Origin of the sequence: Bacillus cereus group sp. MYBK95-2 (assembly GCF_051915225.1) — a bacterium.
Taxonomy (GTDB): domain Bacteria; phylum Bacillota; class Bacilli; order Bacillales; family Bacillaceae_G; genus Bacillus_A; species Bacillus_A cereus.
In genome coordinates this window covers 184762-209514 of the sequence record NZ_JBQAEH010000002.1, presented here as the reverse complement: position 1 = coordinate 209514, position 24753 = coordinate 184762, and the positions used below count along the sequence as shown (strand labels likewise).

Sequence of the window (24753 nt, the reverse complement as noted above, 5' to 3'; positions counted from 1 at the left end):
CATTCCCCCTTATAATGTATCTATTTCCCTTCTATCCCCAACTCTCGAAAGCTTTCCATTTCGTTCTTTCACCTCTCGCATCACATCTTCCAATGCAATATTTTTTTCAGCTAATAAAACGAAACAGTGATAAAATACATCAACCATTTCTTTCACTACTTCTTCTTTATCATTATTTTTACATGCGATAATTACTTCAGCACACTCTTCACCAATCTTCTTTAAAATTTTATCTTCTCCTTTTGAAAATAAATAATTTGTATACGATTCAGGAAGTGGGCTTCCCTTTCGTTCTTCAATTGTTTTATACAGCAACTTAAAGGCATTTTCCATATGTATCCCCCTATATAATTTGATAGTGAAAACATGTCTTCTCTCCCGTATGACAAGCAGGTCCTACTTGTTTCACATTCACAACAATTGAATCTTGATCACAATCTAAATATAAAGATTGCACATATTGAACATTCCCTGATGTTTCCCCCTTATTCCATAACGACTGCCTCGAACGAGAATAAAACCATGTTCTTTTCGTCTCTAACGTTTTTTTATATGCTTCTTCATTCATATAAGCTAGCATTAAAACGTCTTTCGTACCTTCTTCGATGACAATTGCCGGTATTAATCCTTTTGAAAAATTAGGTTTCATAACCGCACCTCAATATTTGCATCTCTTAATTTTCGCTTTACACTCTGCACTGTCGCCTCACCATAATGAAAGATGGATGCCGCTAACGCTGCATCAACCGTTGTCTTTTGAAAAACTTCTATAATATGATCCGTATGACCACAGCCTCCTGATGCGATGACTGGAATAGAAACACTTTTTGAAATTTCTTCTGTTAAACGAAGGTCATATCCGCTTTTCGTTCCATCTGCATCCATACTCGTTAACAAAATTTCACCTGCCCCAAGTTTAACAACACGCTTCGCCCATTCTATGGCATCCATTCCTGTGTCAACTCTTCCGCCGTTGACATATACGTTCCATTTACCTTCTGCTACTTTTCTAGCATCAATTGCCACGACAATACATTGTGATCCAAAGTGTTCTGCCCCTTCTTCTATTAACTTCGGGTTTCGCACTGCCGCTGAGTTTATTGAAACTTTGTCTGCCCCAGCTCTTAGTAAATTGTACATATCTTTCACACTTGATATCCCCCCGCCAACCGTAAGAGGAATAAATACTTTTGCTGCTGTTTTTTCTACAACATCTATAATCGTTTTTCTTCCTTCATGAGTCGCCGTAATATCTAAAAATACGATTTCATCTGCCCCTGCCTCGTTATATGCTTCAGCTATTTCAACCGGATCACCGACATCTTGTAATCCTATAAAATTTACACCCTTTACGACTCGCCCTTCTTTCACATCTAGACATGGAATAATTCGTTTCGCTAACATAACTTCGTTACCTGTAATACTTCTTCTAAATCAATTGTTTTCTCGTAAAGCGCCTTTCCAATTATGACACCATATATATTCATATCATTTAACTTTTTCACATCTTGAATAGATGCCACTCCTCCAGAGGCGATGAGACGAATGCCCACACTTTTTTGAAGTATCGCTAATTGTTCAAAATTTGGACCTGCAAGCGTCCCGTCTTTCGAAATGTCTGTAAACACAATCGTTTGAACACCTAAACTTTCCATTTGTTTCGCTAAACTAACGTAAGAAATTTCAGATAGATCAAGCCAACCTCTCGTTGCTACGAAACCATTTTTCGCATCAATTCCAACAATGATTTTCTCTTTATATAGACGAACTGCTTCCTCTAAAAATGACTTATCATAAAGAGCTGCTGTTCCTAAAATCACTTTTTCTACACCTGCTGACAATAACTTCTCCACCGTTACAAGTGAACGAATTCCTCCTCCCACTTGCACAGGAATACGTACCGCCTTGCAGATTTTTTCAATGACGGGCAAATTTAAAGACTCGCCAGCAATTGCACCGTCTAAATCAACAATGTGTAGTATTTCCGCTCCAAGCTTTTCAAATATGATCGCCTGCGCTACTGGATCTTCATTCATCACCGTTTCTTTACTAAACTCTCCTTGATAAAGTCTAACGCATCGTCCTTCTTTTAAATCGATAGCTGGGAAGATTTCCATGCTTCTACCACCCCTTGAAAATTTTTTAATATTTGCATGCCAATTTCGCCACTTTTTTCTGGATGAAACTGTGCACCAAATACATTTCCTTTCGCGACAAACCCTGGTACTTGCATTCCATAATCACTTACTCCGCATACAATTTCATCTGGACAATCCGCGTAATATGAGTGAACATAATACACGAAAGAACCATCCACTAATCCATTCCAAAGCGGAAATTCTCTTTCCTTCCTTAATTCATTCCATCCCATATGAGGAATTTTATACGAAACTTTTAACTTACGAATTTCCCCTGGTAGTAAACCTAACCCGCTACAATCTTTTAGTTCCTCACTTCGTTCAAATAAAAGCTGCATGCCCAAACATATACCGAGGAGTGGTTTTCCTATATCACAAACCTCTTTTAGTACACACACTAAATCTCTTTCTTCTAATACGTCCATCGCTTTCGGAAATGCACCTACTCCCGGTAAAATCACGCCATCGCTTCTCAATATCTCTTTTTTATCACTCGTTACAATGTACTCTGCGCCAATATATTTTAATGCTTGCTCTACACTGCGAATATTCCCCATTCCATAATCTATAATGGCAATCAATTACAACATTCCTTTCGTTGAATTTACACCAGTAATGTTGGCATTTTTTTCGACCGCTTCTCTAAGCGCTCTACCAAAAGCTTTAAATAATGCTTCAATTTTGTGATGTGTATTACTTCCGTATAGAACGCGCGCATGTAATGTAATATTGGCAGCATGTGCAACTGCTCTAAAAAATTCTTCCGTCAATTCTGTATCAAAATCCCCGAGCTTCGGATTTGTTAATTCCCCTTGAAATACACAATATGAGCGTCCACTTATATCAATTGCGACAAATCCTAAAGATTCATCCATCGGTACATACGCAGAACCGTAACGATTAATTCCCTCTTTGTTTTGCAATGCTTCTTTCAAGCAATTTCCAAGTACAATTCCAACATCTTCAACGGTGTGATGTGCATCGACAAATACATCACCTTCTGCTTCAACCTGCAATCCAAATCTTCCATGTCTAGCAAATAAAGTAAGCATATGATCGAAAAAACCAACCCCTGTTTGAATAGATACATTTGTACTTTCATCAAGCTGCAAATTTAATTTAATTTTTGTTTCTGTCGTCTCACGTGCTTGACTGGACTGACGCATTATTTTTCCTCCTCAAACCTTATTTGGATTGCTCTCGCATGTGCATGTAACCCTTCTTTATTTGCAAGCTCTACAATATGATGCTGTACATTTTTTAATGCTTCCTCCGTATAAGAAATAAAACTTGATTTTTTCACGAAATCATCGACTGATAACGGAGAAAAAAATCTTGCCGTTCCGCTCGTTGGTAATACATGATTCGGTCCCGCTAAATAATCCCCGAGCGGTTCAGGTGAATATGGCCCAAGGAAAATAGAGCCTGCATGTTTCACATAATCTAGAGCATTCATTGGTTCTTTTATATGTAACTCTAAATGTTCTGGAGCAATTTCATTTGATAACTTTAGCGCCTCCTCTAAAGAAGGAACGATAAAGATGGCTCCATTTCTATTTATTGATTCACGTGCAATTTCACTTCTTGGTAACGTTTCTAACTGTCTTTCTACCTCTTTTTCTACTTCTTTAGCTAGTTCCATATTCGTTGTAATACAAATCGCCGTTGCTCTCTCATCATGCTCTGCTTGCGATAATAAATCCGCTGCGATATATTTTGCATTACCTGTTTCATCCGCGACAACTACAATTTCTGATGGACCAGCAATCATATCGATATTTACTATTCCGTATACTTCTCGTTTCGCTAGAGCGACGTACAAATTTCCCGGTCCAACTATTTTATCCACTTTCGGAATCGATTCCGTCCCGTATGCTAAAGCAGCAATTGCTTGTGCGCCACCTATCGTATAAATTTCATCTACTCCCGCAAGATCTGCAGCAGCTAATATATGCGGATCAATTCCTCCTTTCCTCGGCGGTGTTACCATTACAATCTTTTTCACACCTGCGAGTTTCGCCGGCAATACATTCATTAATACTGAAGAAGGATATGAGGCTGTCCCACCCGGTACATATACACCTATATTTTCTAACGGCCGAATGAGTTGCCCTCTAATTATCCCTTTACTTTCACAATCGAATATTGAGTGCTTCTTTTGCTTTTCGTGATACGAAACAACGTTTTTCTTCGCCTCTTTTAAAGCTTCTAAAAATGAATTCTCTACAAACATACTCGCTTGCTGTATTTCTTCTTCACTTACACGAAAATTTTTCATCTCTACACCATCAAACTTTTTTGTATAGAAAGATAAAGCCTCATCTTTCCCTTCCCTTACATGTCTAATGATTTCTCTTACACTTCTTTGAACAGTTTCTTCTATTATATTAGCGTTTTCTCTTAGCACTTTTATTTTAGATAATGCCTCCTTAAATTCTTCATAAATGATTTCCATTTTAAATCCTCCTATTTCCCTGATAAGATTTCTTGCTCCATCATATTTATAATGCTGAATATTTCGTCTTTTTTAGTTTTTAAGGCTGCCTTATTTACAATCATCCGAGCCGATATAAAGTACATTTCCTCAAATACAATGAGTCCATTCTCTTGTAATGTTTTTCCTGTTTCAACAATATCTACAATCGCATCTGCCAATCCAAGAAGAGGAGCGATTTCTACAGAACCTTCTATCTTAATAATTTCTACATCCTCTCCCTTATCATGAAAATAAGTAGAAGTAATATGGGGGTATTTCGTAGCGATTCTTTTCTTCCGGTAACTCTTCGGATTATACGTAGGAATAGAAGCAACACAAAACTTACAAATCCCCACTCCTAAATCCAGCATTTCATAAATATCTTTCTCGTTTTCCATTAAAATATCTTTTCCAACGATGCCAATATCAGCTACCCCATGTTCTACATAAGTAGCAACATCAACCGCTTTTACTAAAATAAATGAAACATTTGTATTTTTACTTTGAAATACAAGCTTCCGACCTTTATTTTTGAGCTCGGAACAATCAATTCCAATCTGCTCAAAAAGTGGAATGACATGTTTTTCTAATCTTCCTTTCGTTAACGCAATTTGAATGTTACGCATGAAGCCTCTCCTTCTTTCTGGACTACCCATTTCTCATTCCATACATATTCCACTAAGTATTCATTCTGTGCCTCAACGACCGTTCCTATTTTATTTTTTCTTGCAAATTGAAAGGTATCGCTTAAATTAGAGAATAGAGATAACCAAGCATTTTTCCCATCCTTTCGAAGTAAATTTCGTAACCTTTCTGCTTCCGCTAATCTATTTAACTCATAATGAATCACAATATCAATTTGATTTCGTTCATATGGTTCTTGCTGCTCTTGCAGTGCCTTCACAATTTGATTTACTTGTACCGCGAGTCCAACAGCTGGCAGCATTTCTCCAAAATTCCCAATTAGCTCATCGTATCTTCCGCCACTAACGATTTCTTCTCCAATTTCATATATATATCCTTTGAAAATAACACCCGTATAGTAATCTAAGTGTTGAATCATGCCCAAATCAATTGATATGTAAGAACCATATCCTAACGTTTCAATTGTTTCATACATTTCTTTTACTCTTGCAATTGCCATTTTCATTTCATTACTTGAAGCAAGCTTTTCTGCTTCCTCAATAACTTCTAAATTTCCAAATAGCCTTGGCAATTTCTCAAGTAATCTTACTGTCTCATCGCATCGATCTAATTTCTTTTCTCCGATAAAATTTGAGAGGGCTGCATAATTTTTACTTTCTATATACGTTCTAAGTACCCTTTCTTCTTCATCCTGGATGGAGAGTTTTTTTACAATACATTTATATAACTGTACTTGCCCAATCTCAATTGTAAAAGATTGCACCTTCAACTTTTGAAGTGCTTGAATGACACTTATTACACATTCAATTTCAGCTCTTACATTATCAATCCCGATAACTTCAATACCACTTTGTACGATTTCATTATATTTTCCAGAATGGGATTCATTCGCTCGAAATACATTCCCGCTATACGTCACTTTAAGTGGCGTATCCCATCTCTGTGTTCCAATAACTCTCGCTAAAGGAATTGTCATATCTGGACGTAAAACGATAATCCTTCCCTTTTCATCAAAAAATTTATACATCTTCTCTTCATCTATCGGTCTATTTTGAAATGCAAAAACATCATAAAATTCAATTGTAGGTGTTCTTATTTCCTCATAACCTCTCTCTAAAAAAGTAAGCCTTAATTTTTGTTCTACTTCTTCAATTAACGTACATTCTTCGAATAAATAATCTCTCGTTCCATTCGGGTTTGCTCGTTTCCATTTTGTCATCTAAATTTTCACACCTTTCCCCTTCTAATGTATGCCTATTTCATTCCCCTAAGCCGAAAATAAAAAGAGCCTTGTAGACAAAATACCTACAAGGCTCTTCAGTAGAGTGTAGGTACAACGGGAATAACCCTTGTACCTACACGTTTTCACGCTAGGTTCAAGGGTTTCATGTATGATGATGTAGTTGTGTAAGCATTGTAATAGATTGCACGATATTCATAATACTTACTCCCTTTCTCCTCTGATTTTCACATAGTATATAACAGTTAATTTTGAATGTAAATACATTTTTAATATTCCGTCATTTTTTTAATGTAAAGCCACTTTTCTTTCATACTCTTTTATTTCTTGTTCATATTGCATTGTAATACTAATTTCATCTAAACCATTCAATAACTTCTCTTTCCACATTTTCTCGATCGTAAAATGGAATCTATGCGTATTCGTTGTCATTATTTCATTTTCTAAATCAACTGTAATTTGTTCCCTCGCATCTGTTTTAGCAAGTTGTTCACGCATATCTTTATCCATTACAATCGGTAACATGCCATTCTTCATACAATTCATATAAAAGATATCGGCAAATCCTCCAGCGATAATAACGCGGAAACCATAATCAGCAAGTGCCCATGGAGCATGTTCTCTTGACGAGCCACATCCAAAATTATCACCTGTGATTAATATGCTGGCTCCTTTTCTTTCTTGTGCATTAAGCGGGAAATTAGGGTTTTCTTGGCGATTATTATCATATCGCCACTCATCAAATAAAAACTTCCCAAACCCAGTTCTTTCAATTCTCTTTAAATATTGCTTCGGAATAATTTGATCTGTATCAATGTTATCATTCATCAGTACTGCGGCAGTACCTTTATGAATACGAAATGGCTCCATCATAACTCTCCTTTCTAATATCAACAAAATGACCATATAACGCAGCCGCTGCCGCCATTGCCGGGCTAACTAAATGCGTTCGTGCTCCCTTTCCTTGTCTTCCTTCAAAATTGCGATTGGACGTAGAGGCACAATGTTCTCCTTCAGGCACTTGATCCGGATTCATACCTAGACACATTGAGCATCCGGGCTCTCTCCATTCAAATCCAGCTTCTTCAAATATGCGATGTAATCCTTTATGCATCGCTGCTTCTCTTACCCTTTGAGATCCAGGTACAACAAGTGCTCGCACACCTTCTTTTACTTTTTTACCTTTCACGACAGATGCAGCAATTTCTAAGTCAGAAAGCCTAGAATTTGTACAAGATCCAATGAAAACATGTTGAACTGGAATGTCATACGTACTTTGTCCGGGACTCAATCCCATATAAGAAAACGCTCTTTCGTCATTTGCATCATGCTTTTCTGGCAATTTCTCATCGATCCGAACACCCATACTAGGATTTGTTCCCCACGTAACGTACGGCGCTAAATCCGTAACATCTACTAGAATATGTAAATCATAAACTGCATCTAAATCTGTATAAAGTTCTGACCATTTTTTCTTAATAGATTCATAGTCTTTCGGTGCATATTTACGCCCTTTTACGTAAGCAAACGTTTTTTCATCTGGTGCAATAATGCCAGCCTTTGCTCCCCCTTCAATTGCCATATTGCAAAGCGTCATCCTCTCTTCCATATCCATAGCATGAATGGCCTCTCCGTAAAATTCCATTACGTAACCTGTTCCAACTGCTACTCCGTACTTTGAAAGAAGGTGTAAAATAATATCTTTCGCATAGACACCTTGCGGTAACTTTCCTTTTAACTCAATGCCCATCGCTTTCGGCTTTCGTTGCCATAACGTTTGCATTGCCAATACATGTTCCACTTCACTCGTACCAATACCAAACGCTAGTGCGCCAAAAGCACCATGTGTTGCTGTATGACTATCACCACAAACAATCGTTTTTCCTGGCTGTGTGAGTCCAAGTTCTGGTCCTATTACATGAACGATCCCTTGCTCTTCATCTCCGATATCCGCTAATGGCACCTGAAATTGTTTACAGTTTTGCCGAAGTGTATCTAGTTGCTGCTTCGCAATGCGGTCGGTAATATTCCAAACATCTTTCGTTGGAATATTATGATCCATCGTTGCAAATGTTAAATCTGGTCTGCGGACTGTTCGATTTGTAAGCCGCAAGCCTTCAAAGGCTTGCGGTGACGTTACTTCATGAACAAGATGTAGATCGATATATAATAAATCCAATCCATTTTCATTAGTCGCAACTACATGTCTTTCCCAAAGCTTATCTAGTAACCTTTTTCCCATTATCTTCCTCTCCCTACTAACGCTTGCTCTTCCATTTCTTGAATAACTGCCTTTGTAAATGAAGTTGTCGTTTCAGTCCCCCCGATATCTGCTGTACATTTCCCTGATTTAAGGACTGCAGAAACTGCTTCTTCAATTGCATATCCTTCTCTCGTTAATCCGAACGATTGCCCAAGCATCATTGCAACAGAACGCATCATCGCAATTGGATTCGCCTTATTTTTCCCCGCAATATCCGGTGCTGATCCGTGAATAGGCTCATATAATGAAGGTCCCTTTTCAGCGTGACTTGCTGATGGAAGCATTCCTAATGATCCAGCTAATACTGAAGCCTCATCACTTAAAATATCACCAAATAAATTTTCCGTTACAATAACGTCAAATCTTCCTGGATTCCGAATTAATTCCATAGCTGCTGCATCTACTAAAATGTGTTCTACTTCCACATTTGGGTAGCGAAGTGCTACTTCTTCTGTCACAGTTCTCCATAATTTACTAGACTCTAAAACATTCGCTTTATCAATAGATGTTACTTTTTTCTTCCGCTTATTTGCTAATTGAAAAGCATACGAAACGATACGTTCAATTTCATGGCGATGATACGTAAGTGTATCTGTCGCCACTTCTTCCGTTCGCTCTTTCGGATAAGAAAAATAAATTCCGCCTGTTAATTCACGAACGACAACGAAATCAATTTCATCAGCGTTTTTTAATGGTGATAAATGTGCAGTTGCACTTTCTACCGTTACAGGGCGAACATTCGCAAATACACCGAGTCCTTTTCTTAATGCTAATAATCCTTTCTCAGGCCTTTCTTTCGCACTATCCCACCTTGGTCCACCTACTGCTCCAAGTAAAACCGCATCACTCGCTAAACAGGCGGCAAGTGTTCGCTGTGGTAATGGTTGCCCAGTTAAATCGATAGCAATACCACCAAAGTACTCATCTTGCAAATGAAAATGATGTCCATATAGCCTTTCTACCATATGCAATACTTCCTTCGCACTCTCCATTACTTCTGGACCGACACCATCACCAGCTAAACAAACGATACGTTTTTCCATTTTTAACACTCCTTTTAACTGAATTTTCAGAACTTTAATTTGATAGGTGAGGAAAGCTTCTCTCACCTATCAATTATTTATTTCACAAGCGCTATAAGAGATTTTAATTTCCCTGCTGCATGGACATAAGCCCTCGCCGACGCTTCCAATACGTCTTGCGCAACTCCGAAACCTGATATTTGGTGACTACCTTCTTTTAATTCAACATGAACGTGAGCAAGTGCATCTTGACCTTGTGTAATAGATTGTATGCGATAATCTGCCAATTCACATTCTAATCCTAAAATTCTTTGAATCGCATTGTATATCGCTTCAATACTACCAGAACCAGTGGCTGCATCTTCATATACATTTCCTTCCTCATCCTTCAGCACAACTGTTGCGCATTGTGTACTATTTGATACGAAATGCACTTGTAATTGCGTAATGTTATATTGCTGGGCTGCAAATGCTGCTTCACCAAGCATAATTGCGCGTAAATCTTCCTCAGTAATTTCCTTTTTACGATCCGCCAATTTTTTAAATGCTTCGAATGCCGCATCTCGCTCTTCATTTGTAAATTCATAACCAAGCTCTTTCATTTTTTCCGTAAACGCATGACGGCCAGAATGTTTCCCAAGTACAAAGAGATTTTGAGATTCTCCTATAAGCGCTGGTTCGATAATTTCATAAGTTGTTACTTCTTTTAAAACCCCATCTTGGTGGATGCCTGATTCATGAGCAAATGCATTCGCTCCAACAATTGCTTTATTTTTCGGTACAACCATACCCGTTAACCTACTTACTAATGTACTCGTCGCCTTAATTTCTTTTAAAGTCATCGAAGGTTCTGCTTTATAAAAATCTTTTCTAATATGAAGAGCTACTGCAACTTCTTCTAACGCTGCATTCCCTGCTCTTTCTCCAATGCCATTAATCGTTCCTTCTACTTGCACTGCTCCCCCTTCAACCGCAGCTAACGAATTTGCTACTGCCATACCAAGATCATCGTGACAATGACAAGAAAAAATCGCTTTTTCATATGATGGAACGGATTCTTGTAAGTATTTAAAAAGAGAATAATACTCTTCCGGATTTGTATATCCAACTGTATCCGGAATATTAATTACATTCGCTCCTGCTCGAATCGCAATTTCTACTGCTTCAGCTAAAAATGCTCTCGATGTTCTTGTCGCATCTTCTGCAGAAAATTGTACTGTCGGAAATAATGATTTTCCGAGCGTAACCGAGCGATGAATACTATTTAACACATCTTCTTTTGACATACAAAGTTTATATTTCATATGAATATCACTCGTAGCTAGAAATACGTGTAGACGAGGAGATACAGCGCCTCTCACAGCTTCATATGCTCTTCGAATGTCACTTTCTTTCGCTCTAGCTAAACTCATAACCGTAGCGTTTTGAATTGTATTCGCGATGCGTTTTACCGATTGGAAGTCACCTTCGGAAGCTGCCGCGAATCCAGCTTCCATTACATGAATACCAAGCCTCTCTAATTGCCTAGCAATTTGTAACTTCTCTTGTTCATTTAAATTTACTCCTGGTGATTGTTCGCCATCACGAAGCGTTGTATCCATGAACAAAATCTGCTTCATATTATTTAATCCCTACCTTTACTCGCGGCTGTACGAAAGGCATCATTTCACGTAATTTACGTCCTACTACTTCGATTTCATGTTCATTCTCTTTCTCATTTGTCGCGTGGAAATTTGGTCTTCCTGCTTTATGCTCTGCAATCCAGCCTCTTGCAAATGTACCATCTTGAATTTCTGCTAATACTGCCCCCATCGCTTTCTTCGTATCTTCAGTAACAACGCGTGGTCCTGATACGAAGTCTCCCCACTGCGCTGTATCTGAAACTGAATATCTCATATTTTCAAGTCCACCTTCATACATAAGGTCAACGATTAGCTTCAGTTCATGTAAACATTCAAAATATGCAAGTTCAGGCTGGTATCCCGCATCAACTAACGTTTCAAATCCTGCTTTTACAAGTGCAGTTACTCCGCCGCAGAGTACAGCTTGCTCTCCAAATAAATCTGTTTCTGTTTCTTCTTTAAACGTCGTTTCTAATACACCAGCTCTCGTTGCTCCAATTCCGTCAGCATAAGAAAGTGCTTTTTCAGTCGCAACTCCTGTTGCATCTTGATATACTGCAAATAATGCAGGAACAGCCCCTCCCTCGGCGAACGTACGGCGTACGAGATGCCCCGGTCCTTTTGGCGCTACTAGAAATACATCTACATTAGCTGGTGGTTTTACTTGATCAAAGTGAACATTAAATCCATGTGCGAACACGAGAGAGTTTCCAGCCTGTAAATTTGGTGCAATTTCAGCTTCATATACTTCTGGTTGTAATTCATCAGGTAATAGAATCATTACTACATCAGCTTTTTCCGCTGCTTCTGCTACTGTATATACAGAAAACCCATCTTCATTCGCTTTATCCCAAGACTTACCTTTTCTTAAACCTACTACTACATCAAATCCGTTATCACGTAAATTTTGCGCATGCGCATGACCTTGCGAGCCATATCCGATGATTGCTACTTTCTTTTCCTTTAATACATTTACTGTTACATCTTTCTCATAATAAACTTTTGCCATTTTCATTTCCCCCTATATTTAAATGATTATTGAATTAACATAACTTGCTTATCTTGTTTTTTCATACTACGTGTAAATGCTGTTACACCTGTTCTAGCAATTTCTTTTAAACCGTATGGACGAAGTAATTCAATTAACGCTTCTACTTTATCTTGCGTACCTGTTACTTGCACAACTATGGAATCCTTCCCAACATCTATTACAGCGGCTCGAAATGGTTCAATTAAACTATATAATTCTGCCCTCGCTACAGAAGTTGCTACTTTAATAAGAGCAAGCTCTCTAGCAATCATTGCTTCTTCTGTAATATCTGATACTTTCAGAACATCGATTTGCTTATGAAGTTGTTTAATTAACTGCTCAACTTGCTGTTCACTTTCAACGTGTACAACAATCGTCATTCGCGATATATCTGATGATTCTGTATGACCTACTGAAATACTTTCAATATTAAAATGTCTTCGTGTCATAACCCCTGTAATTCGGTTTAACACACCACTTTGATTTCGAACTGTCGCTGTAACAATTCTCTTCACCCTTTTTCCACTCCCTCCATTTGGTGAACACCTTTTCCTGGTGCAACCATCGGCATAACCTTCTCTGATTGAAGTACACGACAATCGATTACGACTGGCTCTTGTAATTCGATCGCATGCTGGATTTGCTTCTTTGCAAGAAGTGGATCGTCAATACGAACACCTTTTATACCATACGCATTCGCAAGAGCGACGAAATCTGGTTGGCATGGCAATAAAGAATGTGAATATCTTTGATTGTAAAATTCATCTTGCCATTGTCTTACCATTCCTAAAGCTTCATTATTTAAAATAAATACTTTAACGGGTAAAGCGTGTTCTTTTAATACACTTAATTCTTGCAGAGTCATTTGAAACCCAGCATCACCAACAATTGCAATAACTAGTTCATCTCTCTTTGCAATTTGCGCACCGATTGCTGCTGGAAATCCGAACCCCATCGTTCCTAATCCGCCAGAAGTTACCCATTTATCTGGATTTTTCAACGGATAGTATTGTGCTGCCCACATTTGATGTTGCCCAACGTCTGTTGTTACAATCGCTTCTCCTTTCGTGATTTCATATAGCATATCAATCGCGTATTGAGGTTTAATACTTTCAGAATTTCGTTTATAAGAGAATGGATACTTTTCTTTTCTACTCTTTAATAAAGAGAGCCATTCATGATGATTTTCTTTCTTTCCTTCTGATTGAAGCAATACTTCTAACGCCCGCTTAGCACTTGCAACAATAGGAATCTCTGTTGGCACATTTTTCCCGATTTCTGCTGGATCAATATCGATATGTGCAACAGTCGCCCCTTTAGCAAAAAAAGCTAAATTCCCAGTAAGACGATCGTCAAATCTCGCACCTATATTAATGAGTAAGTCGCATTCATATAACGCCATATTGGCTGTGTAAGAACCGTGCATTCCCCCCATCCCTAGAAATAGCCCATCATCTGGCGGAAAACCACCAAGTCCAAGTAACGTATGCACAACAGGGATTTCATATTTACGGGCAAAACTTGTCAATTCTTTCGAAGCTTTCGCATGCAGTATACCTGCTCCAGCTAAAATTAACGGTTTTTTTGCGGTTTCAATTGCTTGTAGTAATTTGTTTATTTGAAGTAGATTCGGTTCATAATTAGGGTTATATCCTGGTAAATCCATTTGTACATTGCTACATCGCTCACCTTTCTCGACTACCATATCTTTCGGAAGGTCAATAACGACTGGTCCTGGTCTTCCTGTTTTAGCAATATGAAATGCTTCTTTAATAATTCGAGGTAAATCTGAGGCCTTTCGCACTTGATAGTTATGTTTTGTCACTGGCATCGTAAGTCCCATAATATCCGCCTCTTGAAAAGCATCGCTCCCAATTAACGTTGTTGCTACTTGGCCTGTAAATACTACAAGTGGCAATGAATCAATCATCGCATCCGCTAGACCCGTAATTACATTTGTAGCACCTGGTCCACTCGTTGCAATTACAACCCCTGGGTTCCCTGTAATTCTGGCATACCCTTCAGCAGCGTGAATTGCCCCTTGCTCATGCCTTGTTAAAATATGCGGAATTTCACAATCATACAGTGCATCATAGAGAGGTAAAACGGCACCACCCGGATAACCGAAAATCACTTTTACGCCTTCCTTTTCTAGCGCTTCTAACAATAGCTGTGCACCAGTTGCCAGTTTCTCTTCCGTTTTTGAAGACATTGTTCTTATAAGCCCCCTTTTTCAAACTTTTATACAATAAAAAAATCCTACGTCCACACTCCAGCTATGTGCTGAAGGGACGAAAGATTTCGCGGTACCACCCTTCTTTGCAAGAATACTCTTGCCTCAGTGATCCATAAATGGATCTAGCTAATAACGGAGCTACCGTCTAAGCCTAGACAAATGCTTTAGCTTAGCACTCAAGGGCGATGTTCGTCGACGTGAACCATCGGTTTTCAGCAACCACCGACTCTCTGTGAGGCTTCACAATCAACTACTCCTCCCTATCAACGCTTTCTTATGTTAAAAAAGTTGTTATCCAACTTTATTTTCTTCGTAAATTTTCTCTCCATCTTCTACAACTAACTTACGAAACTCTTCTAATAAACGGTTCGTATGTGGACCTGTTTGCCCTAAGCCAATCGTTCTACCATCTACTGTCGTAACAGCAATAACTTCAGCAGCTGTTCCTGTTAAAAACACTTCATCAGCTACATATACATCATGTCTTGTAAATAACTCTTCTCTTACATCATATCCAAGTTTTTCGCCGATTTCTAAAATGGCGTTTCGTGTAATACCTTCTAACGCTCCAGCAGAACTTGGTGGTGTAATTAATTTATTTCCTTTAACAATAAACACGTTATCTCCTGAGCCTTCAGCTACATATCCTTGATCATTTAACATAAGTGCTTCTTGTACTCCAGCTAATTTCGCTTCAATACGAACTAAAATATTGTTTAAGTAATTTAAAGATTTTACTTGAGGGGATAAAACATCGGGACGATTTCGGCGCGTTGCAACTGTTACAACTGGAATCCCTTTCTCATAATATTCTTGTGGGAATAAAGATAATTGTTCTGCAATTACTACTACATTCGGCTTCTTACATGAATCGGGATCCAATCCAAGATTTCCTGCTCCTCTTGATACAACAAGGCGAATGTATCCATTAGATAATTTATTTTGTCGAATCGTCTCAACAACAATATTTGTTACTTCATCTAATGAATATGGAATTTCTAAAAGGATTGATTTTGCTGATTCATACAACCGGACAAGGTGCTCTCTCAAACGGAAAACATTACCGCTATAAACTCTAATTCCTTCAAACACTCCATCGCCATATAAATAGCCATGATCATATACTGAAACTTTTGCCTCATCTTTTGGAACAAATTCTCCATTTAAGAAAATCCATTGCTCATTCACTAGAAGCGCCTCCTATGTTCTATGAATTTTTTATTGTTTCCTAGTTTACTCTCCTTTCTAAATAAATCAAGTGAATTTTTAGAAAATTTATAATTTTTAATCGTACGTACTTCTTTACTTATATTGATTTAACAACATTGTTAACGTTTACAAAAAGTCAAAAAATTTTTTTCGCCAATTTCCACTAAAAAAATATTTGTTTAAAAGAAGGATTTTCATCAATTGATGCGAATCTATTGTATTCAATAAACGGACGTCCGATTTTATAAATCCGGGAATATATAACGACTTTTGCTGAAAAAGGGGGAAAATAACAAAAATAGCGCTGTCTAAAAATAACATTCATATTTTTCATTTCGTAATCATAATCCTATTTTTAAAAAACAATTTGTCAAAATGAAGGAGGAAATAAATATGGCGTGTGTACAAATTAAAGGAACGAGACAAGAGGTAGTAGAAATGCTGCAATTATTTGATCTAATGGATACGAAAGGTTTTTGTAAATTCGATAATTACGTAGAGGTAGAACCAAATACGCAAGAACATAATCATTTTATTGCTTCAATCGACATCCATTCAAATACTTCTTCTGCCCAAGATACATTAAACGATCAATTCGTTAGTCAAATGCTTACTGGCGTATATAACGACTAAACAAAGATTTACTTCCTACCATCTTTTCATAAATGCAGTGAACTTGAGCATACTAGCAATTAGATGGTAGGAGGTGAGAATTATGGCTAGAATTGGCGTTGAAAACTCATTAACAGACGTTCAACAAGCTCTTCAGCAACAAGGTCATGAAGTTGTTACACTTAACTCAGAACAGGATGCACAAGGGTGTGATTGTTGCGTTGTAACTGGGCAAGATTCTAATGTGATGGGCATTGCAGATACATCAATTAAAGGATCAGTCATTACAGCTCACGGTTTAACAACGGATGAAATTTGTCAACAAGTTGAAAGTCGCACTTGAAAAATGAAAGAGGACTCCTTTTAAAAGGAGTCCTCTTTTTTATATTCACCTAACGGGAAAGTAACATATACTGGATGAAAGCCCTACCTCTCTCTCATCATTACGGTTCCACTGACCGCTCCTTGATTCACTAGTATACATATATAGCTTACAAATACAATTTATAGGGTTTGTTCACAAAAGTTGTTGATAAAATTACCCGATCTTTCGCAAACTTTTCGTATTGCATTCATAAGAGATATTTACTTTACACTAGCTGTAACCGAGACACGAATTAAAATTCTAACACCAATACAATAACTTGTCAATATTTTTCCGCAAATTAAAAACAGACATTAACGGTTTGTCTGTTTTAGAATGGAGCTTTTTCTTTTATTACATATACAACAAAGCCGCTTACTAACATAAATAAGCCAACTACTAAGTTTTTGATATTAATCATAAATTCCTCTCCCTTATTCCACACATCATATATATTTACATTTCAATTATTCCGATCATCCTAAAGCGCACTTTTTCTAATATATCATAATTCCTAAAAAATGCAAGTTCACTTTTGACGACCATTCACAAATTTATCTACAGTGCTTGGTACAGTATTTAAAGCCTTTTCAATTAAATGTGTACTGCTGTTGAGATGTAATACTTGCACTCCATTAGAACCAACTACTAAAAAAGCTACTGGACTAATGGAAACCCCAGCCCCGCTTCCTCCTCCAAATGGATGCCCTTGTTTGTTCTCTTTATGCTGATTTTGCCCACCGTTATGTTTTTCAGTAATGAAATCCCCTTTAAAATCACTTCCACCAGCTCCAAAACCAAAAGCCACTTGAGATACTGTTAATACTACATTTCCGTCAGCTGTTGAAACCGGGCTCCCAACAATTGTATTTACATCTACCATTTCTTTTAAATTTGTCATTGCCGTTTTCATTAAATTTTCAATTGGATGTTCCATTATGTATTGCACCCTTTCCTCATTATTCCTTTTTATATTTTCCAAAATAGAGGAAGTCATACTAACTTTTCCTATTTCAAGAAAACATTTTCCTCCTTTTAAAAGATACTACTCCCTGTACATGCTCCGGTATAGTGAAACTTTAATCAGTGGGATGTGTACGTAGCTCGACTCTCACAAATAGCGGGATAAAAAAGAAAAAGAGATACATACTACTATTGAACCTTGTTATGAAAGGAGTCATGACTTTGACTGAGAAATTTGATGATTATAAAAGAAAAGATAGAATAGATAGTGATTATAGTGACTATAAAGAAGAGTACGCCGCTGAGGTTGCACCACAACGCATTGATTATGATTACGATGATAAAGACGATAAAGATGTTGTAAAATCGTCCGCTGCTGGATCAACTGCTGGTTTTATTGCTCTTGCGCTATCTATCTTATCGCTATTTACATTTCCAACACTATTTGGTCTTGTTTCTGTTTTACTCGGTATTTACGCTTATAATCGCGGAGCTACTGTAACTGGCGGTATCGCTGCAGTTGTCGGTGGAATTGCTGCACTTATCGCAATTTTATTCCGAGTAGCACTTATTGGTCTATTGTTCTCCCTGTTCTAAAAAAGAAAAAGGTATCTCGCTTAACGCGGGATACCTTATCCTGTAAACACATCTTCCGATGGATATTTTATTTTTTGTTTTGCTGGTCGCGCTAAAGAGAACACAAGTGTTAATGGTCCAATTAATCCGCAGAACATAACAAACATAATAATACATTTTCCGAATGCCGATAGCTTTGCAGTAATTCCCATCGTTAATCCGACTGTGCCAAACGCTGATATTGTCTCAAATAATAATTGAATAAAGCTGAAGTTTTCTGTAAGCATTAATATGAATACCGCTGCTAAAATAAGTATTTGACTGGCAACAGCAATCGCTAAGGCCCTCGTTACTGTCGACATTTTAATTGTACGCTGAAATAAAACAATTTCCTCCTTTTTTCTAAAGAAAGAAAGGACAGATGTAATTAAGATAACAAACGTCGTTAATTTAATTCCTCCACCTGTCGATACACTTCCTGCACCAATAAACATTAAAATCATCGTAAATAATATAGATGATTCTTCCATACCTCCATAGTCAACCGTATTAAATCCAGCTGTCCGCGGAGTAATACCTTGAAAGAAGGAAGCCCATAGTTTTTCATTTAAAGATAAATTCCCTAACGTCTTCACATTATTATATTCCAATACAAAAATTACAATCATTGCTATAACATTTAGCACTACTGTTCCAATAATCATTATTTTTGAGTGAAGTGATAATTTTCGAAAACTGCGGCTATACCATATATCAATTAATACGGTAAAACCGAGTCCCCCAATTACAATTAAAGAGCAAATCCCAATATTAATAATAGGATCCCCTACATATCTTGTTAAATTATCTGGCCATAAAGCAAATCCTGCATTATTATAAGATGCAATTACATGAAAAATACTATAGTATAAACCTTTTCCAAAACCAAACTCTGGAATAAAGCGAAACGATAAAAAGATGACCCCAATAAGTTCAATACAAATCGAAAATATAAAGACACGCTTTACTAATTTTACAAGACCACCTATATTTGTTTGATTAAATGCTTCTCCAATTAATAAACGATGGCGTAATCCGATTTTTTTACCTAGTACCCAAACAATTAAAATGGCAATTGTCATAAGACCTAGACCACCTGTTTGAATTAAAAACATAATAACAATTTCGCCAAACATCGTAAATGTACTTGCTGTATCCACTACTCCCAAACCAGTTACGGTCGCTGCTGACGTTGCTGTAAAGAAAGCATCTACCCAACTAATATGTACTTTCGTTGCGAATGGTAATTTTAATAACAAACCGCCAACCACAATTAAGCAGAAAAAGCCTAATGCTAATATTTGTGGTGGGTTTAATCGTATAAGACGATTATACAGCCCTTGTTTTTTTGTTACGTCCATATCACTAACTCCCTTATTAAAGTGAAGCTTTCCCCTCATACAATAAAAAGCTTTTTAAAAGCCCTTAAATAATTGGGACAAACCTTATATTCTCATAATATAGTTGAGCATAATCCTTTTTTTCATAGATTACAACTTTTATTTATATTCAGATTCCTTTTCGTTTTATGCTGGAAAACTCTATATCCTAACTCAATATTGCTAGCAATAACAATTTCATATGTACTATTTTTCAAATCCCCATATCTTTCACTCTATGTTCACATAGAGGTCACATCCACCTTTTATAGTATATGTATCGAAGCTGTTCCTCCCTAATTTATAAGACATTCCCCAGTGTCTTTGAATAGCTTCCATCCCTAATTAAATTGACATAAATTGTCCCCTTCCTTGACCATCTTATATACGATGGTCTTATTTTTTTGTCTTTCTATCTTTTATTTAAAACTCCCTCTCTCTTTCACTCTATGTTCACACAGAGGTCACATCTACCTTTTATAGTATATGTATCGAAGTTGTTCCTCCCTAATTTATAAGACATTCCCCAGTGTCTTAAAGCAACTTCCATCCCTAATTAAATTGACATAAATTGTCCCCTTCCCTTGACCATCCTATGTGATGGTCTATTTTATTTTCCAAACACAAAATCAGTCTATCTACACTTAAACAAAAACGAAAAATTCAGAAAATATTGTCAAATTAGGTATTTTTTCGGTATAATTACTTTAGAAAGAAATTTCGCAAAAACAAAAGGGGGGATTTTATTGAAACAAACAAAAGCAATCTTAATCGCATTATTTCTAGGTCTAGTTGTTGGACTCACTCTAAATTTAGCTGCTCCATCTATCTTTGAGCCACTAAATCAATTTGTGTTCAACCCAATTGGTCAATTGTTTATTCGACTTATTAAAATGCTAGTTGTTCCTGTTGTGTTCATTTCTATCGTACTTGGTGCTGCCGGCCTTGGAGATCCGAAACAACTTGGAAGAATCGGTTTAAAATCAATTTCATTCTTTCTCGTAACAACTGCGGTTGCCATCTCTATAGCGGTTACATTTGCACTTATTATAAAACCAGGAGCTGGCGGTAATTTTAAAACAGAAGGTCTTAAGTATGAAGGTGCAAAAACTGAAACATCTTTCGTCGACACATTGCTAAATATCGTACCAGATAACCCAGCAAAAGCGATGGCTGACGGAAACATGTTACAAATCATTGCCTTTGCCGTATTGATTGGACTCGGTATAGCTATTTTAGGAAAACGAGTTCAAGGTATCCATTCATTACTTGAACAGGGCAACGAATTAATGATGTATCTTGTTAATCTCGTTATGAAATTAGCCCCAATTGGAACATTCGGTTTGCTCGCTTCATCCGTTGGTAAAATGGGGCTTGCAGGCGTCGCTGCGATGTTCAAGTATATGATTGTCGTTATGTTAGTACTCATTATTCACGGGGTCTTTGTATATGGCGGCTTATTAAAGGTATTAGCAAAAGAAAGTATTGTTCGTTTCTTTAAACATTTCGGACCAGTAATGGCAATTGGATTTAGTACATCTAGCTCTAATGCATCGCTTCCATTTGCAATGAAAACAGCACAAGATAAGCTTGGCGTTCCAAAAGCGATAAGCTCATTTGTACAACCACTAGGGGCAACTATTAATATGGATGGTACTGCCATTATGCAAGGGGTAGCCACTGTATTTATCGCTCAAGTATACGGAGTTGAACTTACATTACCGCAATTAGCTATGGTCGTATTAACTGCTGTACTAGCTAGTATCGGTACTGCTGGTGTACCTGGTGTTGGACTTGTAATGCTTACAATGGTTTTAAATCAAGTAAATCTACCAGTAGAAGGTATCGCTTTAATTATCGGTATTGACCGTATTTTAGATATGTCTAGAACAGCTGTAAACATTTCTGGTGATGCAATTTGCGCAATGATTGTCGCAAAATCAGAAGAAAAATATAATACGGATCAATCGGCAGCATCTTAAATCAAAAAAGGAGTGATGAATTTCACTCCTTTTTTGATTTACTCCCTTTTTTAGAACGATATTCTTTCCCTTTATTATCATTACCAGTTTCAAATTCAGTGCTAAATTCCTGATTAAACTGGCCGGACTTTGGTGATCCTTGATTACCGCTCCCTTTACTACCGTTACGATTCGTCATATTTCTCCCTCCCTTCCTTGTATTAGTAGTATGGCGCTCTATCTTTTTTCATACACATTTTATTTTTTAACATCTATTACACATGAAAGAAGACCTCCCATATATAAGGAAGATCTTCTATTTCATCACGTAAGCGTTTTCTTGTTTATAATCACTTAAATAAGTTTTTTGGAAATTGAAATCATTACATTCATTTCATCTTCTGAAAGTGCAGAGAATCTTTCTTGTAAATATTGTTTTTTCGCATCTTCCATTTTCGCAACTAAATCTTTCCCTTGTTCTGTAATCTCTAAATACACAACTCGGCGATCTGATGTAGAACGTGAACGAGTTACAAAACCTTTATTAATTAATTTTTCTGTAACAGCTGTAATATGACTATTCGACACATTTAATTCATTTGCTACACGCGATACCATTTCTTTATTCGTACGATTTAATATTCTCAGGACGATGAATTCATTCCACGGTATGTAACCACCAAATATTTTTCCGATATCATTACGCAATGTGCGAAACATAGCAAACACATTTGTCGATAGTTCTTCCATTAATTGCTCTCGATTTTGAGACAACTTTGACAGCTCCTTTTATTTCATTTAGTTAAATAAAAACCTTATTAATAATTTTACATGAAATCTTACTTTTTGTCACCTTATTTTCCCATAATTCGTAGTTTTTTAATATGTATTTCATGATAAAATGAAGTTAACTTCCAGAAAAAGGGGGTATCTTAATGCATGAGGAGGAGAAATTCTCAAATCTCAGCCTAAAAGATAAAACGATTATCATTAGTATTATTGCTCTTTTTCTCATTATAATTTTTGCATTTATATTTTTTGTATATGTAGGAATCTTTCAAATTACAGGTATAGAGTATAGTTCACGTATTGCGTTACTTCTCTTTTTTTTATTAATCACTTTCTTAGACAGTATTACATTTTTCATCTTCAGTTTCTTCAAAGCGCTGCTATATCCACTGACACAAAACATGCCAAATTGGATTTCTATTACTCTTTTCTCATTCATTGAAATTACACTAGATTGGTTCGTCATTCATACTGCTGATGATTGGATAGAAAGCGTACAAATGTCCAACATAGCTGAATTATGTGTCGTACTATTCTTTTTCCTCTTAAATAAGTTATTAAGTGACGAGAAAGAGTAAGAATACAAGCTTTTCTATATAAAAATTGGTACAATGAAAGCAAATCTTACTAAAGAGGTGTTAATTATGAACTTACAACAATGGGCTGATAAAGGTATGTCCTTTGATACATATGTGAATGAAATGCAAGTAAACCAATACGAGCTACTACACATTTACAATAACTTTTTAATTCCAAATGAATTACTTCCTGTATTAGAAGAACGTCAAAATGACGGCTGGCGTGTTATCGTATTAACTGCTGATTGGTGTGGCGATGCTCTTTTATGCGTACCTGTTATGAAACGAATTTCTGAAGTTGCAAATATTGAAATGAGTTTATTAATTCGCGACGAAAACTTAGAATTAATGGATCAATATTTAACAAATGGAACAGCACGTGCGATTCCAATCTTTATTTTCATTGATAAAGATGGAAATGAACAAGCCGTCTTTGGACCACGCGCTCCAAAAGTACAAGAATTAGTAACTTCAATGCGCGCTACATTACCCGAAAAAGAAGATCCAACATTCGAAGAAAAACAAAAAGAAATGTATGCTAATTTCCGTGCTACATTAGCTGATGATACTTCTCTTTGGGAGCATGTAATGGAAAATATGGTGAAAAAAATAGTAAAATAAAAAACCTGCCGAGCTCGGCAGGTTTTTTTATTACATAATGAAGAAATAGAATACCGCAGCTAAAATGAAACGATAATAAGCGAACGGTGTTAGTTTCACACGAGATAATAATTTCAAGAATGAAACAATTGCAAGCATCGCAACAACGAATGCAGTTACAAATCCTGTTACAAATAGCGTTATATCTGCTGAGCTTAATACATCCCAGCTTTTAATTAAATCTAATCCACTTGCAGCTACCATCATCGGTACCGCTAAAATGAACGTATATTCAGCTGCCGCTGTATGCGACACGCGAGCTAATAAACCACCACTGATTGTAGAACCAGAACGAGAAAATCCTGGCCAAAGAGCTAAACATTGAAACATTCCAATTGTAAATGCCTGTTTATATGTGATTTCATCTAACGTTCTTGCTGTACTTGGTTTCGAAAACTTCTCAGCAACAATCATTAAAATACCACCGGCTACTAAGCTAATAACAACTGGTCCTGGACCAAATAAAACCTCTTTAATAGTGCTATGGAATAACACGCCAAGTATCCCAGCAGGAATCATCCCGATAATAATATGTAATAAATTTAACGATGGTCCGTCTGTTACTTTACCTATTCCAACTAACGACCATAGACGCTTCCAAAATATAACAACAACTGCTAAAATCGATCCCAATTGGATAACAACTTCAAAAACTTTCGCTCTCTCATCGTCAAATCCAATTAAATGTCCTGTTAAAATCATATGTCCTGTTGATGATACTGGTAGAAACTCTGTTAACCCTTCAACAGCACCCATGATTAAACCAATTAACCAATCAGCCACAAGTAGTGCCTCCTTAATAACAAATAATATGTAATTTTTTCACACCTTATCATAATACCTTATCCCTTTTCAAAGTGCATCCTTTTTTTATTGGCTTCATATGTTATAGGCGCGTATTTCTTTTCTAATCTTTGATTAAATTGTATGATAGTAAGAGTTTGTTTTTTT

At 36.8% G+C, this 24753-nt stretch carries 29 protein-coding genes and 1 other annotated feature; of the genes, 6 read left to right on the top strand and 23 right to left on the bottom strand.

From position 1 onward, the window contains the following. Positions 1–9: 9 nt before the first annotated feature. From hisE to ilvE, 17 genes are all read right to left on the bottom strand, one after another. Positions 10–333 (bottom strand): phosphoribosyl-ATP diphosphatase, encoded by a 324-nt coding sequence (gene hisE, locus ACTFN4_RS08040; protein ID WP_000426358.1) that lies wholly within the window; start codon positions 331–333, stop codon positions 10–12. A 10-nt stretch (positions 334–343) separates the two neighbouring features. Continuing rightward, positions 344–649 carry a phosphoribosyl-AMP cyclohydrolase gene (gene hisI, locus ACTFN4_RS08035; RefSeq protein ID WP_000803956.1) on the bottom strand — a complete coding sequence of 102 codons (306 nt, stop codon included), beginning with the start codon at positions 647–649 and terminating at the stop codon, positions 344–346. Continuing rightward, positions 646–1404, bottom strand: coding sequence for an imidazoleglycerol phosphate synthase cyclase subunit (gene hisF / locus ACTFN4_RS08030; RefSeq protein WP_000880108.1), 759 nt, complete (start codon positions 1402–1404; stop codon positions 646–648). Before hisF ends, hisI begins: the two co-directional genes overlap by 4 nt. Beyond that, the gene (hisA, locus tag ACTFN4_RS08025; protein WP_000402298.1) at positions 1398–2117 is read right to left on the bottom strand and encodes a 1-(5-phosphoribosyl)-5-[(5-phosphoribosylamino)methylideneamino]imidazole-4-carboxamide isomerase; all 720 of its coding nucleotides are present in this window, start codon (positions 2115–2117) and stop codon (positions 1398–1400) included. Before hisA ends, hisF begins: the two co-directional genes overlap by 7 nt. After that, positions 2090–2719: an imidazole glycerol phosphate synthase subunit HisH gene (hisH, locus tag ACTFN4_RS08020; protein WP_000560360.1), complete on the bottom strand. Its 630-nt coding sequence runs from the start codon at positions 2717–2719 to the stop codon at positions 2090–2092. The genes hisA and hisH overlap by 28 nt, the downstream gene beginning before the upstream one ends. Further along, on the bottom strand, positions 2720–3304 hold the full coding sequence (gene hisB / locus ACTFN4_RS08015) for an imidazoleglycerol-phosphate dehydratase HisB (protein ID WP_001249949.1): 585 nt from the start codon (positions 3302–3304) through the stop codon (positions 2720–2722). Further along, a complete protein-coding gene (gene hisD, locus ACTFN4_RS08010; RefSeq protein WP_000402931.1) occupies positions 3304–4593 on the bottom strand; it encodes a histidinol dehydrogenase in 1290 nt (429 codons plus the stop codon). The genes hisB and hisD overlap by 1 nt, the downstream gene beginning before the upstream one ends. 11 nt (positions 4594–4604) lie before the next feature. Beyond that, entirely contained in the window at positions 4605–5240 is a 636-nt protein-coding gene (gene hisG / locus ACTFN4_RS08005; protein WP_001244493.1) for an ATP phosphoribosyltransferase, read from the bottom strand. Next, positions 5216–6478 (bottom strand): ATP phosphoribosyltransferase regulatory subunit, encoded by a 1263-nt coding sequence (locus ACTFN4_RS08000; RefSeq protein ID WP_048538173.1) that lies wholly within the window; start codon positions 6476–6478, stop codon positions 5216–5218. Before ACTFN4_RS08000 ends, hisG begins: the two co-directional genes overlap by 25 nt. A 309-nt stretch (positions 6479–6787) precedes the next feature. Beyond that, positions 6788–7369 carry a 3-isopropylmalate dehydratase small subunit gene (leuD, locus tag ACTFN4_RS07995; protein ID WP_000433189.1) on the bottom strand — a complete coding sequence of 194 codons (582 nt, stop codon included), beginning with the start codon at positions 7367–7369 and terminating at the stop codon, positions 6788–6790. Continuing rightward, positions 7347–8741: a 3-isopropylmalate dehydratase large subunit gene (leuC, locus tag ACTFN4_RS07990; protein ID WP_439962207.1), complete on the bottom strand. Its 1395-nt coding sequence runs from the start codon at positions 8739–8741 to the stop codon at positions 7347–7349. The genes leuD and leuC overlap by 23 nt, the downstream gene beginning before the upstream one ends. After that, positions 8741–9805, bottom strand: coding sequence for a 3-isopropylmalate dehydrogenase (leuB, locus tag ACTFN4_RS07985; protein ID WP_000415365.1), 1065 nt, complete (start codon positions 9803–9805; stop codon positions 8741–8743). The genes leuC and leuB overlap by 1 nt, the downstream gene beginning before the upstream one ends. A 77-nt stretch (positions 9806–9882) precedes the next feature. Continuing rightward, entirely contained in the window at positions 9883–11403 is a 1521-nt protein-coding gene (gene leuA / locus ACTFN4_RS07980; RefSeq protein WP_000809600.1) for a 2-isopropylmalate synthase, read from the bottom strand. A 1-nt stretch (position 11404) separates the two neighbouring features. Next, complete coding sequence (gene ilvC / locus ACTFN4_RS07975; protein ID WP_001151740.1) at positions 11405–12415, bottom strand: ketol-acid reductoisomerase; 1011 nt, start codon at positions 12413–12415, stop codon at positions 11405–11407. Between the two features lie 26 nt (positions 12416–12441). Further along, positions 12442–12951 (bottom strand): acetolactate synthase small subunit, encoded by a 510-nt coding sequence (gene ilvN / locus ACTFN4_RS07970; protein ID WP_000822952.1) that lies wholly within the window; start codon positions 12949–12951, stop codon positions 12442–12444. Continuing rightward, positions 12948–14648 carry an acetolactate synthase large subunit gene (gene ilvB, locus ACTFN4_RS07965; protein WP_000095868.1) on the bottom strand — a complete coding sequence of 567 codons (1701 nt, stop codon included), beginning with the start codon at positions 14646–14648 and terminating at the stop codon, positions 12948–12950. The genes ilvN and ilvB overlap by 4 nt, the downstream gene beginning before the upstream one ends. A 72-nt stretch (positions 14649–14720) precedes the next feature. After that, positions 14721–14948 (bottom strand) — a binding site (T-box leader). Between the two features lie 15 nt (positions 14949–14963). After that, positions 14964–15860, bottom strand: a complete 897-nt coding sequence (gene ilvE, locus ACTFN4_RS07960; protein WP_001005486.1) for a branched-chain-amino-acid transaminase — start codon at positions 15858–15860, stop codon at positions 14964–14966. A gap of 414 nt (positions 15861–16274) precedes the next feature. Here ilvE and ACTFN4_RS07955 point away from each other — a divergent pair, with 414 nt between their 5' ends. Next, positions 16275–16514, top strand: coding sequence for a DUF3911 family protein (locus ACTFN4_RS07955; RefSeq protein WP_000752514.1), 240 nt, complete (start codon positions 16275–16277; stop codon positions 16512–16514). 82 nt (positions 16515–16596) lie between these two features. Further along, complete coding sequence (locus ACTFN4_RS07950) at positions 16597–16836, top strand: YkuS family protein (RefSeq protein WP_000101022.1); 240 nt, start codon at positions 16597–16599, stop codon at positions 16834–16836. Positions 16837–17188: 352 nt separating this feature from the next. Here ACTFN4_RS07950 and ACTFN4_RS07945 read toward each other — a convergent pair whose 3' ends face one another. Together ACTFN4_RS07945 and ytfJ are read right to left on the bottom strand one after the other, a co-directional pair. Further along, a complete protein-coding gene (locus tag ACTFN4_RS07945) occupies positions 17189–17278 on the bottom strand; it encodes a hypothetical protein (RefSeq protein WP_000608227.1) in 90 nt (29 codons plus the stop codon). Positions 17279–17386: 108 nt separating this feature from the next. Then, positions 17387–17854: a GerW family sporulation protein gene (gene ytfJ / locus ACTFN4_RS07940; protein WP_000204234.1), complete on the bottom strand. Its 468-nt coding sequence runs from the start codon at positions 17852–17854 to the stop codon at positions 17387–17389. A 188-nt stretch (positions 17855–18042) separates the two neighbouring features. On the opposite strand from ytfJ, the gene ACTFN4_RS07935 reads away from it, so the two are divergent. Then, on the top strand, positions 18043–18417 hold the full coding sequence (locus ACTFN4_RS07935; protein ID WP_000136541.1) for a hypothetical protein: 375 nt from the start codon (positions 18043–18045) through the stop codon (positions 18415–18417). Between the two features lie 35 nt (positions 18418–18452). Here ACTFN4_RS07935 and ACTFN4_RS07930 read toward each other — a convergent pair whose 3' ends face one another. Next, positions 18453–19796, bottom strand: a complete 1344-nt coding sequence (locus ACTFN4_RS07930; RefSeq protein ID WP_000383526.1) for a TrkH family potassium uptake protein — start codon at positions 19794–19796, stop codon at positions 18453–18455. A gap of 764 nt (positions 19797–20560) precedes the next feature. Here ACTFN4_RS07930 and ACTFN4_RS07925 point away from each other — a divergent pair. Then, complete coding sequence (locus tag ACTFN4_RS07925; RefSeq protein ID WP_000814802.1) at positions 20561–21796, top strand: dicarboxylate/amino acid:cation symporter; 1236 nt, start codon at positions 20561–20563, stop codon at positions 21794–21796. 22 nt (positions 21797–21818) lie between these two features. On the opposite strand, the gene ACTFN4_RS07920 is transcribed toward ACTFN4_RS07925, so the two are convergent. Beyond that, entirely contained in the window at positions 21819–21974 is a 156-nt protein-coding gene (locus ACTFN4_RS07920) for a hypothetical protein (RefSeq protein WP_000184928.1), read from the bottom strand. A 155-nt stretch (positions 21975–22129) separates the two neighbouring features. Beyond that, a complete protein-coding gene (locus tag ACTFN4_RS07915; protein WP_000081432.1) occupies positions 22130–22549 on the bottom strand; it encodes a MarR family winged helix-turn-helix transcriptional regulator in 420 nt (139 codons plus the stop codon). Between the two features lie 161 nt (positions 22550–22710). Between ACTFN4_RS07915 and ACTFN4_RS07910 the strand changes: the two genes are divergently transcribed. Both ACTFN4_RS07910 and ACTFN4_RS07905 read left to right on the top strand, forming a co-directional pair. Continuing rightward, the gene (locus ACTFN4_RS07910; RefSeq protein ID WP_000544070.1) at positions 22711–23142 is read left to right on the top strand and encodes a YrvL family regulatory protein; all 432 of its coding nucleotides are present in this window, start codon (positions 22711–22713) and stop codon (positions 23140–23142) included. A 33-nt stretch (positions 23143–23175) separates the two neighbouring features. Next, positions 23176–23763, top strand: a complete 588-nt coding sequence (locus ACTFN4_RS07905; protein ID WP_072939643.1) for a thioredoxin family protein — start codon at positions 23176–23178, stop codon at positions 23761–23763. Between the two features lie 30 nt (positions 23764–23793). Here the strand turns inward: ACTFN4_RS07905 and uppP are convergent, their stop codons facing one another. Next, positions 23794–24585: a bacitracin resistance undecaprenyl-diphosphatase gene (gene uppP, locus ACTFN4_RS07900; protein ID WP_000796253.1), complete on the bottom strand. Its 792-nt coding sequence runs from the start codon at positions 24583–24585 to the stop codon at positions 23794–23796. Between the last annotated feature and the right edge of the window lie 168 nt (positions 24586–24753).